The organism is Candidatus Omnitrophota bacterium (genome assembly GCA_016929445.1).
Lineage (GTDB): Bacteria > Omnitrophota > Gorgyraeia > JAFGIU01 > JAFGIU01 > JAFGIU01.
On the sequence record JAFGIU010000057.1, the window covers coordinates 56,770 to 72,310 of the forward strand.

At 55.5% G+C, this 15,541-nt stretch carries 14 protein-coding genes; 1 reads left to right on the plus strand and 13 read right to left on the minus strand.

Annotated elements, in window-relative coordinates:
- Position 1: 1 nt before the first annotated feature.
- The 3 genes from JW937_05090 to JW937_05100 are packed head-to-tail and all read right to left on the minus strand — an operon-like array spanning position 2 to position 4,310.
- Positions 2-1,048, minus strand: a complete 1,047-nt coding sequence (locus tag JW937_05090) for a radical SAM protein (GenBank protein ID MBN1586788.1) — start codon at positions 1,046-1,048, stop codon at positions 2-4.
- On the minus strand, positions 1,045-3,222 hold the full coding sequence (locus JW937_05095; GenBank protein MBN1586789.1) for a methyltransferase domain-containing protein: 2,178 nt from the start codon (positions 3,220-3,222) through the stop codon (positions 1,045-1,047). Before JW937_05095 ends, JW937_05090 begins: the two co-directional genes overlap by 4 nt.
- Entirely contained in the window at positions 3,219-4,310 is a 1,092-nt protein-coding gene (locus JW937_05100; protein MBN1586790.1) for a radical SAM protein, read from the minus strand. Before JW937_05100 ends, JW937_05095 begins: the two co-directional genes overlap by 4 nt.
- On the opposite strand from JW937_05100, the gene JW937_05105 reads away from it, so the two are divergent.
- The gene (locus JW937_05105; protein ID MBN1586791.1) at positions 4,273-6,150 is read left to right on the plus strand and encodes a glycosyltransferase family 39 protein; all 1,878 of its coding nucleotides are present in this window, start codon (positions 4,273-4,275) and stop codon (positions 6,148-6,150) included. The genes JW937_05100 and JW937_05105 overlap by 38 nt on opposite strands.
- Positions 6,151-6,449: 299 nt before the next feature.
- Here the strand turns inward: JW937_05105 and JW937_05110 are convergent, their stop codons facing one another.
- The 10 genes from JW937_05110 to JW937_05155 all read right to left on the minus strand — a co-directional run bounded on the left by JW937_05110 (position 6,450) and on the right by JW937_05155 (position 15,367).
- Positions 6,450-6,776, minus strand: coding sequence for a type II secretion system protein (locus JW937_05110; GenBank protein MBN1586792.1), 327 nt, complete (start codon positions 6,774-6,776; stop codon positions 6,450-6,452).
- Between the two features lie 33 nt (positions 6,777-6,809).
- Positions 6,810-7,136, minus strand: a complete 327-nt coding sequence (locus JW937_05115; GenBank protein MBN1586793.1) for a prepilin-type N-terminal cleavage/methylation domain-containing protein — start codon at positions 7,134-7,136, stop codon at positions 6,810-6,812.
- Positions 7,137-7,380: 244 nt separating this feature from the next.
- Positions 7,381-8,784 (minus strand): sigma-54-dependent Fis family transcriptional regulator, encoded by a 1,404-nt coding sequence (locus tag JW937_05120; protein MBN1586794.1) that lies wholly within the window; start codon positions 8,782-8,784, stop codon positions 7,381-7,383.
- A gap of 2 nt (positions 8,785-8,786) precedes the next feature.
- A complete protein-coding gene (locus JW937_05125) occupies positions 8,787-10,259 on the minus strand; it encodes a HAMP domain-containing protein (protein ID MBN1586795.1) in 1,473 nt (490 codons plus the stop codon).
- A 6-nt stretch (positions 10,260-10,265) separates the two neighbouring features.
- Entirely contained in the window at positions 10,266-11,129 is an 864-nt protein-coding gene (locus JW937_05130) for a PilZ domain-containing protein (protein MBN1586796.1), read from the minus strand.
- 35 nt (positions 11,130-11,164) lie between these two features.
- Positions 11,165-11,998: a hypothetical protein gene (locus tag JW937_05135; GenBank protein MBN1586797.1), complete on the minus strand. Its 834-nt coding sequence runs from the start codon at positions 11,996-11,998 to the stop codon at positions 11,165-11,167.
- 112 nt (positions 11,999-12,110) lie between these two features.
- Positions 12,111-12,452 (minus strand): Rieske 2Fe-2S domain-containing protein, encoded by a 342-nt coding sequence (locus tag JW937_05140; protein MBN1586798.1) that lies wholly within the window; start codon positions 12,450-12,452, stop codon positions 12,111-12,113.
- Positions 12,452-12,859 (minus strand): 6-carboxytetrahydropterin synthase, encoded by a 408-nt coding sequence (locus JW937_05145; protein MBN1586799.1) that lies wholly within the window; start codon positions 12,857-12,859, stop codon positions 12,452-12,454. Before JW937_05145 ends, JW937_05140 begins: the two co-directional genes overlap by 1 nt.
- 80 nt (positions 12,860-12,939) lie before the next feature.
- The gene (locus JW937_05150; GenBank protein MBN1586800.1) at positions 12,940-13,791 is read right to left on the minus strand and encodes a diaminopimelate epimerase; all 852 of its coding nucleotides are present in this window, start codon (positions 13,789-13,791) and stop codon (positions 12,940-12,942) included.
- Positions 13,792-13,822: 31 nt separating this feature from the next.
- Positions 13,823-15,367: a cobalamin-dependent protein gene (locus JW937_05155; protein ID MBN1586801.1), complete on the minus strand. Its 1,545-nt coding sequence runs from the start codon at positions 15,365-15,367 to the stop codon at positions 13,823-13,825.
- Between the last annotated feature and the right edge of the window lie 174 nt (positions 15,368-15,541).

The window sequence follows — 15,541 nt, forward strand, 5'->3', positions numbered from 1 at the left end:
GTTATTGAAATAGAGTTTTGGAGAGCTGAGAGAGAATGGTCTGATAGGCCTCGCAAGGCGTCCAGCACTGCGGGCACTTCCCCTCTTCGATCTCCTTCCTTAGATTCTTGGTTTCATTCTCTTGCCAAAAACGGGCCAGATCGTAATCGCAACCGCGCAGACTGCCCGCCTTCCGGTCATAAATCGAACAAGGATAAATATCCCCGAAGGGATCGATAAAAACCGAGGAGGCTAATGCCTGGCATACCATAGGCGACTGACCCGAGCGCGCAAACTCCGGGGCCAGAGCCAAGTAACGGTCTTCCAGCCAGGCCACAGGATTTCTTGGCTTCCCCCTGAGCTTTCGGATCTCCCCCAGGATCTCCTGCAGTCCCTCAAGCGAGGCCCGGGGCATCCCCCCGTTTTGATAGTAATGCCCGGACTCGTGCGCCACGTTAACATGAAAATCCTTGTGCGTCACATAGGGCAGCTTAGCCTGCACATCCTTCACCGCCTGAGGGAACTGGCCCTCATTAAAACCGGAAAGCGTGAGCCCAAAATAGACTCCGAAATTTTCGCGGTTAATTTGCCGCAAAAGATTGAAGGTATCCGTGCATCGCTCCCATGCCCCCTCCACTTGCCGAATCTCATCGTGACCTTCCCGCGTGCCGTCCAGGCTCAGCGTGACCAAGAGCCGCTTGGGTTTGAGATCGAGGATCTCCCGCACCTTCTTCTCAATATACTGGGTCTGCTGACCTGTGCTCGGGAAATCAATCAAGTACAAGTCTTTGCAGTTCCCGATCATGAGCTTCACGATCTCAATAAGATCCGGGCGCATAAAAATCTCACCGCCGCTCAAATTAATCCAGGAAAACCGGTTGGACTTCTGAAAAAATTCGCGGTATTCGTCCAGGCTCATCTGAGCGCTGGAATCGCGTTGCCAAATATTGCACATCTTGCAGCGGCAATTGCAGGTGTACGTCAAGATGAGTGTGAGCTTATAGGGAAAAGGCAGGCGTTTGAAGTTGGTGGCGAACATGCGCGCGGCCAGTGCGGAGAGCGCGTTCACCCGTTCAGCTCCGCGGCCTCGGGTTTTTGCCCATAGACCCCGATGCGATACTGCCCGCCCAGCCACCGCGCTGTCTGATTCACCGCGGCAATCCCTGCGCGCGTGACTTTATTCAAGGAACCGGGTTTATCCCAGCGCTTGCTGGGGTCGGCGTCCTCCCCCACAACTTGAACCACTTGCAGGCCCTCATTCTGAAAAAGCTGTTTGAGCGATTGGAGTCCGAAGAAATACGTATGGCTATTATCGTATAAATCGTAGACGTAACGGTCAAAGAAGTGAAAGCTGCCCAAGTAGATCATGCGCGCCACGCGCATCAACAGGCTTTCCGCATTCTGGGCCACCACTAAAAGCAGACCGCCTGGCCGCAGCAAGCGGTAGGCTGTGCGCAGATCCGTGAATGGATCCGGCAAGTGGTCCAAGGTATCCCAGAACACCACCACATCAAAGGAGGCATCGGCATGAGGCACATCTTGAAGCGTGCCGCAGTGGACATCAACGCCGAACTGCTCCATCGCGTACTCCGCTGCATGCCGGGAGATCTCAACCCCGCAAGGCTCGGCCCAACCTGCCCCCTTGGCCATGTCCAAAAAAATACCCATGCCCGAGCCCACTTCCAGGATGCGCCCCTTTTGACGGTATTTGAGCATTTCCCAAAGAGCCCGCCGGTAGAGCGCTATCTCCTTACGGCTCAAACGCCTGCGATAATCCTGTCCATAGCGATGCAACTGACCTTGTTCAAAATACGTGCGATCATTATAAAAACTCAGCAAGGCCCGTTCCGAACCCTCCATCAAACGTCTCTGCATCAAACCGCAATCCGCGCAGCGATAGAGCTCTCCGAAAAAATAGGGATAGCGCCGCTGCTGCAAGGGGTAATACATCCGCACCTGCGCAGACCCGCAAAGATGGCACTTTCCGTGCTCCGGCACTGCCATGGATAACTCCTCTTGCCAATTCGTGTCCAAGCCCTGCCCAGGCTCTTCCCGGGGCTCATCAGAAAAATAGCGCGCCTTGAGCGTGTCAAAAACCTCTTGCACGCTAATGCTCCAAATACACACCGGAAACTGGCAACTGCTGGTTTTTTGATTGAGATTCGTAATGCAAGGGCTGCAGGGCAGGCGATGGTAAAAGGCCGTGTGCTGCTCCCCGCCCCAGGGGCCGTAAAGGACCGGGGTGTTGGGCCCATAAAAACCTGCCACAGGCGTGGACATGGCGCACCCGAAATGCGCCAGGGCCGTATCATTGGAAAGAACCAAGTAAGCCCGGTCTGTGAGAGCGGCCAGTTCAGTGAGATTGATTTTCCCGGCCACGCTCGCGGAAGAAGCCTCCATCTTGTTACGGATGCGCTCAATAAGAGCGTTTTCCGCGCGTGTGCCCGTAAACACCACCCGCGCCCCGCACTCCGCGGCCAACCGGTCTGCGAGTTGGGCAAAAGAGTTCTCCGGCCAGCGCCGCTCCGCAAAATTCTCCCCGGATCCCGCATGGATCAAGACAATGCGGCCCTCTTGCCCGATGCCCTGATCCGCCAATAAGCGCTCCACGCGCCGGGCCTCTTCTGCTTTATAAGGAATAGCCACCGGCTCCAGATTCTCACAAGGCACTCCGGCGGCTTGCGCAATTGCGGCAAAGGCCGGCACCATGTGCCGGTTTTCCGGATAGTCAACGGGATGGGTATACACAAAGCCCCGCATCTGCCCGGGCGTCTCAAATCCGTAACGGTAGGGCGCGGCAGTCAAAGCGCTAAAAACACTGGCGGTCTTGGCAAACTGTTCAAAATCCAGGACCATATCGACCCGCTCCACGGACAGATGCCAGAAGAGTCTCAACAGGCTAACAGCAAAATGAAAGGCGCTGGTCGTATCCAGATAAAGCACTCTGTCCACATCCGGAACGGATTCCATCAAGCCCGCGTTTTGGCGCAAGGTAAGAAACAGAATCTCGGACTGGTCAAAATGGACGCGAAGCGCCCGCACAGTGGGCAGAAGCATCACAAGGTTCCCGATACCCGGAAACTTGATGAGGAGAATCTTGGATGGAGATTGAGAATCCGGCGGGATAATCCCCAGAAGCCGGCGTAAAAACAAACGCAAGGGCAACACAAGCTGAAGCGCCACACAGAGCACATAGCAGGCGTACTTATCCAGAATCCGAATACCTTTAGAGTTTAGGGTCAACTAAACCTCGGGCTCGCTTCCGGGCTGCGGTATTCCCCGCAGTCCTTACATACGCTAAAGAACTTCTTGCGCCGGTGACTGCGGCGCAATGCGCGCATCTTGCCGCCGTTCCACAAATCCCTAACCGGAGTCTCCCGCGCATTGCCGATCACCAGATCACCCTCCGAATCGGCACAGCACACGGTCACCCGCCCGTCCCACAAGACAATGGCACTCCCGCGCCAAAGCTCCCGGCATTTGTGCTCCCGCGGGTGCTCCTCCAATTTGGGAATGAGCTGCACGCGATCCGCGATCGGCCCCCATTCCTGCCGGTAGCCCGCAACGTCCCGCTCAGTTTCCTCCCAAACCACCATGGAAGTATCGATCTTGAGAGGGCTATGGGTCGCATCACGCATCTTTTTGAATTCCAGAATATTGCGTTTGAGTTGCTCGTACTCAAAGCCGCGAATCTTTGTGTGTGTGTCCCCCAAGCCGTCCACTGAAAACGTAATGCGATCCAGGCCGGACTCCAGGATACGCTTAATGGCCTGCGGGCTCATGAAAGTCCCGTTTGTGGTCATCATGGTGCGGATGCCCCGGTCATGCGCGTAGCGAATCATCTCCAGAATCCGCCGGTGCAACATGGGCTCACCCCACTGAAATACCAGGATGAATTCCAGCTCCGGGTGCTCATCCACAATTTTTTTGTAAAGATCGAAATCCAACAGGCCCTTTTTGCGCTCCATCCCGTGATTGACGGGACACATGGCACAAGCCAAATTGCAGGCATTCGTGGCTTCCAGATTGATGGTCACCAGCTTGAATCCCCGCTCCCGGCCCAAAACAAAATAAAGTTCATTCATGAAACCATGGAAGGCGGACTTGAAATCGGGAAACTTGACGGCCAGGATACCTGCCTGATCCGGACGCCGCAAATACCAACGGGCCACAAACCCCATAAAGCGTTCCATAATCCAGGATTCCCACACCCGGACCTTGGCCGTGGCCGGCGGGATAAGCACATCCTCCGGCCGGATTTGCTCCGTCTCCGGGCTGGACTTAGAATGAGCTATGGCCTCTTCGACAATCGGATCTTTTTCTTCCGGCATTCTCTTTACACTCTGGATTTGGCTCGTATTTTACGAGCTGGGTCGTTTTGTCCTCAACCGGTTCAGGTTCTCTCCTGCTCCGGAAATCCAAACACTGAGCTTTGCAGGCCTGGGCTTTCTGCTCTTTTCCCTGCTCACCCTCGGTCTCGGCCTCCTGGGAGGCTTTCATATCCCCGTCTTTCGATCTCTCTACGCGGCGGGCTGGACCGGACTCTGCCTGCGATGGGCTCAGCGCTCCCTCCCCTATTTGTTAAGGAAGAAGCCGCTTTGCCTAAAGCTGCCTCCCGCTGCCTGGGGCTGGACCCTGATTTTCTTGCTCTTTGCCTTACAAGCTTACTTGTCCTTTGGCCCGCCCATTGGCAGGGATGCTCTCAACTATCATCTCACTTTGCCGCAGTTCTACCTGCAAACCGGGGGTATTGCCCTCATGCCCCAGAATCTGTACTCCAGCTTCCCCCAATCTCTGGAAATGGTCTATACCTGGGCCCTGGCCCTTGCCCCGGACTACTCGCCCAAACTTCTGCACACGCTCATGGGCCTTGCCTGCGCGCTCACACTTTTTGCCGCTTTGAGAAAACGCTGCCCCGACGGCATCGCCCTTCTGGCAACGAGTCTATTCTATTCCACTCCTTTGCTCGGCCAAATAGGACCTTGGGCTTATGTGGATCTGGCCTTGGCCTGGGCCGAGCTCCTCGCCCTGCTCTATGTGTTGGACTGGATGGAAAACGCCAATCCGCAGCGTCTTTGCATAGCCGGCGCTTTCACGGGATTGGCCCTAGGCGTCAAATACTTGGGCATGCGGCTCCTGCTGATGCTGCCGCTTCTCGTCCTGGCCTACACATTCAATGAACGAAAATCCTTTAAAGAGACTTTTAAGCTCCTCGGCCTGTTTCTGTTGCCCGCCCTGGTCTTGGGAGCCCCCTGGTATCTCAAAAACCTGGCCTTTACCGGGAATCCCATCATGCCCTTCTTGTATTCCGTGTTCGGCGGGCCGGACTGGGATGCAGAACGCGCCGCCCTCTTTGCTCAATTTCTCAGAACCTATGGCTTTGGAACCCGAGTCCCGGACCTGCTGCTATTGCCCTGGCGGCTGAGCGCGTACGGTACCGAAGGGATTGCTCACTTTGACGGCTGGATCGGCCCCGGATACTTGCTCATGACTCCCGCCCTGTTAGGCATCGGTCGAGTGGCGCGCCCAATACGCTTTGTCGCGCTCTATGCAGGCCTCTCTTTTGCGCTCTGGACCGGGATGAGCCAACAAGCCCGCCTGCTGTTGCCGGGCCTTGCAATCTTTGCGCTGGGCTGGGGCCCTTGTTTCAGAGAATTCCGCGCAGCTTGGCCGCGAGCGGCACAGTGGCTGGGGATCGTACTCGCACTCACCTGCGTTTGGAACATTGGCCCCACTCTGGCTCGCGCCATTAACGACGGGCCCGCCCCTATTTGGAAGAGGGAAGTTTCACGCGAGCACTGGCTCGCGTCCAGGCTGCCCAGCTACACAGCTGTCAATCACATGAATCGAAACCTGCCTCACGACGCCCGCGTGCTCTTTGTGCACTTGGGGAATATCGCCTACTATGCGAATCGTTCGTATATTGAAGATCCGCTTTTCCAGGAGCACACGCTTCTGGAAAACATCCGCCACAGCGCTTCAGATTCCGGTCTGGCAATGGCGCTCTCCCAAGATGGGGTGACTCACCTACTTATCAACGAGCAGGCCTGGGCCGAGTTCGGAGCACCGGAACTCAGCAAGGCTGAAGCAGAGCGCTTCCAAAGGTTTCGGGACAACCACCTCAAACCCCTTGCAGGCGACGGGACTTATTACTTGTATGAGCTAAGTTAAATAAGCCGTCATCCCGAGCCGCCATAACTTGTGGCGGAGAAGGGATCTGTGTTCCGTAAAGATCACCGTGTCGCGGAGTTTACCCTGAGCCCGGCCGAAGGGTTCCTCGTGATGACGGACTCTGCTCCGCAGCGGGTGTCGAGCACCTAGCAGTTCCGCCAACCTCACCGATAGTAACCGCTTCTTCAAACCCGAATATGCTGGTTGACCGGGTGCCTGACACCCAAAAAGCTCAGTTAAAAACGAAAAAGGGGAGAAGGCAATGCCTTCTCCCCTTTCGACTCCCCCCTCCAAACCGGTCAACCGGTAGTTACCTTATTGACCACGCCTGTTCCGGAGGCATAAGTGTAAGAGTACGGCGAATCAAAGGTCGGAACCTGAGCATCAGCAAACAAACTGGTCATAATGGTCGCTGGAAAGGTGGCACCCGATGCCAAAGTCGCGGCGGTCTCACCATAATAACTGCCTACTGCCGTCCGCATATTCCCCACATTCCCTTCTGCAGCAGCGTTGGACGCCTCATCCCTCAATTCGACAAATCTAGGAATTGCCACAGCGGCCAAGATACCGAGAATAACAATCACCATGACCAATTCGATCAATGTAAACCCTTCAGCCGGTCTCATATCCACACCCCAGGCTCGACTCGGCCATACTGTTTAACCGTTTGTACCCTTGGTCACAACACCGGTACCCGAGCTATAACTGTACGTGTACGGTGATTCAAAGGTCGGAACTGTACCATCGGCAAATAATGATGTCGCCATCGCCGCCGGGAAAGTCGCACCCGATGTCAATGTAGCGGCTGTCTCAGCATAGTAGCCGCTTACGGCTGTTCTCATACCACCAATACTTCCCTCAGCAGAGGCATTACGCGCTTCATCCTGCAAACTTACAAAACGCGGAATCGCCACAGCGGCCAGGATACCGAGAATAACGATAACCATGACCAGCTCGATGAGGGTGAAACCTGATCTTTTTTGCATCCGTATCACCTTGCACCTCCAGCGGTTGATTTGTACCCTTGATACCCACAGCCCTGCCCGTTCCAATGGGGACAGAATAGGAGTTCAGGTTATGTAAGGTAGCAAGCTATGTGCCAATTTTGAGAATGTGTTCTTCTTTTTCAGTAGGGTCTATTGTGATTTATGTTAAGGGCTTTCTTAGAGAGTTTAACCTGATGTGTATCAATGAACTTCCGGGAAAGACATTACTCAGATGGGTAATCGCTTACCCGTTTTCCGGATTGTCCTCGTCCCCCTTCTCAAAGAGATTATACTTCTTCATCTTGTTGTGCAGGCTCTTGCGGCTAATACCCAACTCCTCCGCAGCACGCGTCCGGCTACCCCGCACGCGTCCCAGGGCCTCTGCAATCGCCCTTTTTTCCACTTGAGCCACGACATCCTCGAGCATTTCCCTGAGAGGACGCGACGGGTCCACATTCGAAAGATCCAAACCCGGCTTTGGTTTCGTCTTGCGCAGCAAATCCGGCAAATCTTCAAGACCCAATTCTTCACACTTGGCCAGCACTATAGCCTGCTGCAAAACATTCTCGAGCTCGCGCACATTGCCGGGCCAGTCATAGTTCATCAGCACTTCAACCGCTTCAAGAGTAATGTGGTGTATCCGGCGATTCAGCGCTCCGTTATACTGGGAGATTAGGTGATCTAAAAGCTGGGGGATATCTTCGCGGCGATCCCTCAAACTGGGAATCCTCAAGGGAACCACGCTCAACCGGTAAAAGAGGTCCCCGCGAAAGTTCCCTTTTTCGACTTCGGCCTCCAGATTCTTGTGTGTGGCGGCGATAATCCGCACATCCACCTGAACCGGCCCGGTCCCTCCGACCCGCACATATTCCTTTTCCTGGAGCACACGCAACAACTTGGCTTGGGTAAAAAGACTCATGTCGCTGACTTCATCGAGAAACAGCGTCCCCCCTTCGGCCAGCTCAAACTTGCCGGGCTTTGCGGATTCTGCGCCGGTAAAAGCCCCCTTCTCATGGCCGAAGAGTTCACTTTCCAAGAGAGTCTCGGGAATCGCAGAACAGTTGAGGCCCACAAAAGGCCTGTTTGCCCTAGCTCCTTCGCGATGAATCGCGCGCGCGACCAACTCTTTCCCTGTACCGCTCTCGCCCTGAATGAGAATCGTGACATCCGTATCAGCCAAAGTCGCAATCATCTCCCGCACTCGCGTCATGCCCATCCCGGTTCCGACAATCTCCCCGCCAACCAGAAAGTCCCCGCCAACCAACGTATTTGTCTGCCCTATGGCCCGGGCCACCGACTCGCGGATCTTGCTCAACTCAAAGGGCTTGGTCAGGTACTCCACCGTCACCTTCCCCAGTTCGCCGGTCGGCATGCGCTCCTGTCCGTGGGCTGTGATCACAATGGATGAAAAATGTTCCCGGATACGGCTCATCTCCTCCAGGGCGTCCAAACCGCTCATTCCCGGCATGCGAATATCCGTGACCACGACCTTATAAGGAAAACGGCGCATCTCTTCCAAGGCTTCTTCGCCCGAGGATGTGAGCACTACTTCATATCCCACCTTCTGCAGGGCATCCCGCAGGTACAGACGCATCCCCTCTTCATCGTCCACCACCAGAACTTTTTCTCTATCTTCGGCTTTGCTCATCCTCAACCTTTGTTCTGAGACTGCAACGGCAGTGTCACTGTAAAATTTGTGCCTTGCCCTTCCACGCTCGTCACCTGGATCTCTCCCCCATGATGGTTTACATTTCTTTGGGCAATGGCCAAACCCAATCCCGTTCCTCCCGTGCGGGTGGAAAAGAAGGGTTCAAAAATCTTGTCGAGTCTTTCCGCAGGAATCCCGAAGCCTGTATCCCGGATCTCCACCTGGGCCTTTGCCCCTTCGTCGATGGCCCGGGTTTTCAAGGTCAGGATACCGCCATCAGGCATGGCATGGGCGGCATTCAATACAATATTCAAGAAAGCCTGCTGAAGCAAATCCAGATTCCCATACAGCTTGGCCGCCTCTTGCTTGTACTCCCGGACAATAGAAATTCGCTCCTTCCCCAACTCCTTGAGTCCGGCTAAGAGCAAACAGTGGTCCAGCAGCTTGTGCAGGTCTAAGGCCTCGTGAACTTTCTCCTCGGGCTCAGGGCGTGAAAGACGCAGCAATCGTTCTACCAAAAGATTGACCCGGTCCACTTCCTTTAGAAGCAAACCCACGTACCGTCTATTCGGCGCATCCTCGGGCATGTCCTCGCCGATAAGCTCCACAAAGCCCTTGATCGACCCCAGCGGATTGCGGATTTCATGCGCCAGATTGGCAGCCAGTTCCCCCAATCCCACGAGCTTGTCCAGACTGGCCATACGCCGGTTTTCTTCCTCAAGTTCATTGAGGTCTTTTAGGTGAATGGCCACGCCCACAACCGTGTCGTCCTCGCGCTTCAGCAAAGCGGTGTTGAGTTTGACAGAGACCGAGCGGCCTTCCGCAGTATGCAAGGTCATGTCCGAGGACTTATTGACACGCCCTCCTTTCATGGCCCAGTCCAGAACTTCATAGAAGGGAGCGTTCTCTTGGATCTTGGGAAAGACTTCGGAAATTTTCTTGCCCACCGCGCTTTGTGAGTCCGCGCCCAAAATCAAACGCGCAGTGGTGGGATTCATGGCCACAACACGCCCCTTCTGGTTCAAACTCAAGAACCCGCTCCCCAATCCCTGGAGAATGTGCCGGTTCACGGACACAAGGATCTCGTCAAAGGCCGCTCCCACCGAACCGATTTCGTCCGTCCGCAGCATACCCAGGGTCTGGGTTAGGTCCCCTCCGGAAACGCGTTCAGCTGCGGTAATCATGTGGCGCAAAGGCAGGGTGATGCCGTAGGCCAAACCTGCGCCGATAATCAAGGAGATAAACAGACTCGAAATAAGCAGGGTCTTTAGGCGGTCCATGGCCCTGGCAAGCTCCGCAGCGCCTGCCGGGGCCGCGCCGCTGGACACAAAGGAATCAAAGACACCCAGGTAGATGATCCCATAGCCAAAAACCAAGGCAGCAATGGTCAGAGGAATCGCAACGGTAAGACTGATATAGACGCGTTTACCGCGAAGGCTGGAATAGAGGGGGCTGGAAACGTATCTCGCGGGCATGCGTCCTCAGGTCTGGGACCGGGCATTCACCCAGCGGTCCAACGCCTGGGCTGTCTCCGAGTCCAGATCTAAAAACTCCACGCCTAGGACATAGGGATCTGAACCGTCCTTGGCCGGAAAGCTTCTGGAAGCATGGGCCACTCGCGCCATCGCGCACACAGGGGCCGGCCCGCCCCAATCGCGCTGGGCCGCCAAATCCAAGGTCACCTTCACAGGCGTGCCCTTAGGCAGAAAGACCGCTGTGCGCACGGAAACCCCCTTGGCACTGAGATCTTCGGTGTAAGCTTGGACAGGACCGTCGGTAATCAATCGAATTGAGTGGTCGGTGAACTCCAAAGTCGCTGGATTCACGAAAGGCACGCGCGTGGATTCCCGCGTTTGCGGGGAACCCGGAGCAACGGAACCTTCATAATAAGAAAAGGCATCCAGCGGCGGCCCCGGACTTCCGTAAATGGCGTCCAGCGCCGAAAAAACCTGTCTTCCCGAGGCAATCACCGCCTCCACATCGAGCTGGGAACTGCGCCGGATCTCATCCAGCGCCGAAAGATTCAAGGGATTGGCCATGGCCACATAGAGCGTTCCCTCCACTTCAAAGAGCGGAGCAGCCAAAAACTCACGGGCCAAGTGTTCGGGAACATATTGGGAAAGGTTCAGACCCAAGCGGTAGGCGGAAAGGTCCACATAGGGCACAGATAGCTGGGCTCCGAAAAAACACGCCAGCTGTTCCTGGTTTAGAAGGCCTGAACGGACAAGTTCCGCCCAAATAGAACGCTCGCTGTTGCGCGCGCTCCATCGAACTTCATCCAGTTGCTGCCGGGTCAGAAGACCCGATTCAATAAGTCGCTCATCCAACGGAGTTGAATCGCTCATGGCTGTCTATGAAATACCATAAAACCTTATACGGGTCAACGGGATAGGCGCGATTCAGAGGGGTGTTCCTCATAAATCATTTCCACCACCTGCTTCTTCATCCCTTCGAGCTCATCGAGAACTGCCTCTTGTTCGATCACGCGCTCCTGAAGCGCAGTGCGCAGTAACTCGACATTTTCCTCTGCTCTGCGGCGGGCTTGAGCTTCTTTCCCCAGCCGCGCTTGGAGGTCGGCGACCTGTTGAGGATTTTCCCTCTCTGATTCAAGCTGATTGAGGAGCGCGGTGATTTCATCGTTCTTGGGAGAGACCGCAGCCGCGTCCCGCACTCTCCAATAGGCTTCATCTGAACGGCCTTGGTCCACCAGATACCGGGCTTGCTCCAAATAAAAATCCGCCGTCACGCGGCGGCGGTGATTGACATCGGCAAGGGCAGCCTGCACCCGGAACTGCTCCTGCATTGCATCCAACTCGGATTCGGAGAACAAGTCCGGGGGCTGGCCGCGCGGCTGGGCCTCCTCCAGGGAATCCCGCAAGCCCAGCACCAGCTCTTCCGCCAAGTCACTGTTGGGATCAAGCTTGCCGGCCTCGGAAGCCTTTTGGAATGCCGAATAAGCCCAACCCTGCTTGAGCAAGAACTGGGCTTCCCGCAAATAGATATCCGCCAGGCGCTCATTGTAAACCTGACGGCCCACTTCGCGGGACTGGGACTCGATCCGGGCTAATGTCTGAGCCGTTTCAACGGCGGAAAAGCTGCGGTACCAGGGACGTTCTTCACTAAGTGCTTCTGAAGATTGTAGATAGAGCGCTAAAACCAAACAGAGGCTTAAGGCCCATAGGGGGTTGGTTCTTGGGAGGTGCTTCTCGGTCATGACCTTTGTGCCCTCCTGGGGAACCTGTGTATTCTAGCAGGGCAGCCAGGGGGTGTCTATCAGACAAGTATCAGGAGAAACCAGCCGGTAAGCAGCTCCACCACGCTCGGTGTCAGGCACCCAGCTGGAGGAAGATTTTGCCCTCCTCGATAAGCAAGGGAAGCCGGCGGAGGTCGCGGTCATAGCAGGGGCCGTCATAACACTTCCCGGAATCAGGCAAAAACAGGGCAGCGTGAACCTGGCACATCAAAAGCTTTCCGTCCGGAGCAAAGAACTCGTTATCTCCAAGGTCCAGATTCCAATGCTGGTGCGGGCACACATTATCGTAGGCGTAGTACGCTTCTTCAAAACGGATTAAGAAGGCCTCCTGCTCGGAGCCCTCGTTTTCGTAAACGAACTTCTTGCTGGGATGCTTCTGCAGTTCTCCAACTGTTGCAATGAGCTGCTTCTTCATCAGGAAAGGGCGGGGTTGGGGGAAGACACAGGCTGAAAGGTAATGGAGTTGGCCGGGCCTTCCCAGATTGTCACCGACTCGAGCAAAGCGAGCTCACCCAAAATCTCGGGCTTGTTCATGCCTTCGTAAAACCAACGCGCGATATTCTCGGAGGTCGGATTGACCCGGTCAAAGGGAGGGATTTCATTGATGTAACGGTGGTCCAGTTGAGCCGCCAAGGCATCCAAGGCCTTTTTCACCCGAACATAGTCGGCGCTAATATCCTCGTGGTCCAATTGCGTGGCCGTCAATTTAGCCTCGGCTTTCCAGGAGTGGCCGTGCAGAGGCTCGGGCTCGCCATAGTACTCGCGCAAGTTATGCGCGGACTCGAATCGGGCTTCGACTGTAACGTAATATCGTGTATTCATTAGGTTGTCATCCCCGTGAAAACGGGGATCCACTTGGGTAACTGCAAACAACAAAATTCCCGCATTGACGGGAATGACAGTCAAAAGAGAGTTTGCTTGAGTTCGAAATCAAATACACCGCGGAACACGCCGGCCACCGGACCGGTCAGGGTCAATTCCCAATCCTCTGAAATCCCGATCCGCAGTTGGCCGCCGGGCATGTGCACGGTGATCTCGGAATCTACCCAGCCCAGCTTGCGCGCTGCGCTGGCTGCCGCACAACTGCTGCTGCCTGAAGCCAAGGTATACCCTGCTCCTCTCTCCCAAATTTGGATTTCGATATTCTGCCGGTCCAGGACTTTCAGGAGCTGCATGTTGATGCGGTTGGGAAACTGAGCATGGTTCTCCACAGCCGGTCCCAACGCCCGGGCTGCCGCTTCGGAAATCTCCTGCATGGGAATCACGCAGTGCGGGTTGCCCACCGTCACGCAGGTCGCTTCGTAGGCTGCGCCCCCCACCTGCAAGGACTCGGCGATCACCTCCCGGGCCTCTCCGGTTACGGGGATTTCGGAACTCATGAAGCTCGCCTTGCCCATTCCCACCTTGATAAGTGAGTTCTGCTTGTCGAGAATATCCACCGGGACGTTCCCGCCCATGGTGACAATTTCAAAATGCTCGTCCTTCACATAACCCTCGTCCGCCAGGTACCTGGCAAAGATGCGCAGGCCGTTCCCGCTCTTCTCCGCCTCACTCCCGTCCGGGTTAAAGATTTGCAGTTCGACCCGGCCGTCTCGAAAATGCGGACCGTAAAGAATGCCGTCCGAGCCCACCCCATAGTTACGGTCACAGATCAGACGGATACGCTCCTGAGTGAGGTTTGCGCCCACGCGGTTGGGATCGATCACCAGGTAGTCATTGCCCAGGCCATGATATTTGGAAAAGTGATAGAGCATAATAGAAGTATTGTACCCTACTCCTGCCAGCTCAGGAGTCGGCCCTCAATGTGGCTTTTTGCCATTCTCTTCCTTGTATCTTTTCCTTGCTGAACTCAAAACGCGGCCACCGCTCCGCCGCATAGTAGTGATACTGCGAGGCGTGATTGCTGTTCTGCGCAGAGGCCATTAAATAGCCCGGAAAGTAATAGAGGTCCCAAAAAAACTCCCCTGTCCGGAAACCGCGCATCAAACGCCGGAATATGAAACGCGGATTACCGAGAATCGAACGTTTGAACGAAAGATTCAGAAACTCCAGGATATCCGTGTAACTAAAATCGGGGTGGGTGAAGAGCTCTTCATCAGAATAGTGATGGTATTTATCCCAATCAAAGGAAGTAATCAGTCCCTGCCCCACGTAGTTGTTGAACATGGCCGTCCCCGGGAAGGGAATGGTCACACTGAACTTCAGCATGTCCAGCTCCAGCGTGCGCGCGTAGTTGATCGTGTCCATCATGGTTTCGCGCGTATCGGCCGAAAGCCCCAGCAGAAAAAAACCCAAGGTATCGATACCCGCCCTGCGCGCCATTTTCACGGCCACCTGGCCCTGCGCAATCGTCGCCTTGCCTCCCTTGCCGAATCCCTGAAGAACCCGGTCATTACCGGATTCAAATCCGAATGCCACGCGATAACAGCCGGCCCCGCGCATCTTCTGGAAGAGCTCGTCATTGGCGGATTCCACGCGGATGCCGTTCGTGCAAGTCCAGTTGATTTTGGCGCCGCTGCGGATGATGGATTCACACACTTCCACGGCCCATTGATTGTCCGAGGTAAAAATATCGTCCGTCAGCAAAAATTCTTTCCACCCCAGGCTCTCCAAGTACTTCACTTCTTCCGCGCAACGCGCCGGAGACTTCTTGCGATATCCCTGGGCCATGGTGAGTTTGGAGGCGCAGAAATCGCACTTGAACACGCACCCGCGCGAAAATTCCGCGGTTGTCAGCGGCGGGTGGCTCGCATAGAGACGGCTCACCTTTTTCTTGTACTCGCGCGGATCGTACAGATGCCAGGCGGGCATGGGCAAATCATCCAAGTTCTGAAGCACCGGCCGCGGCCCTGTGCAGTGCACAGCCCCTCCGCGGTCGCGGTAATAGAGACCGGAGATGTCCTTCGGATCCTTGCCGTCGATCAAATCGGCAAAGACAAATTCCGCTTCGCCGGGAATCGCCGCATCCAGGCAGGACTCGGCCAGTGTTTCCGCAGGCATGGCCGAGATATGGGCCCCGCCGCCCACAACCAAAATATCCGGCGAAATATCTTTGCAAAGCACGGAGATATCGCGAAGCTGGTTCACCAAAGGCGTCGTGGCTGTGATCCCGACCACATCGGGCCTCTGCTCCACCAGAATCTTGCGGACCTGGCGCCAGTCATAGGGCGAGTGGCTCATGTCCAGGATACGCACCTGGTGCCCGCGCTCCAAAGCCATTCCCGCCAAGGCAGCCAAACCCATGGTGGGCATGATGGGATTGATGATTCCGACCTTGGTGGAACCGTAGGTCCCCGAGTAGGAGGGATTGATGAGGAGTATCTTGGACATGGGCGAGGGGTTTAAAACTCCTCCTGGAGTCGCTGGGTCAAAGCCTGGCGCTCTACGTCGGTCTGCAGGGTTTGAGGACTAAGAGCAATCCCTTCCGCTACCTGGGTTCCGTCTTCGGGAGAACGAAAACCCGAAAAAAACAAGAAAGCCGTCCATATCACAAAGATTCCCAAG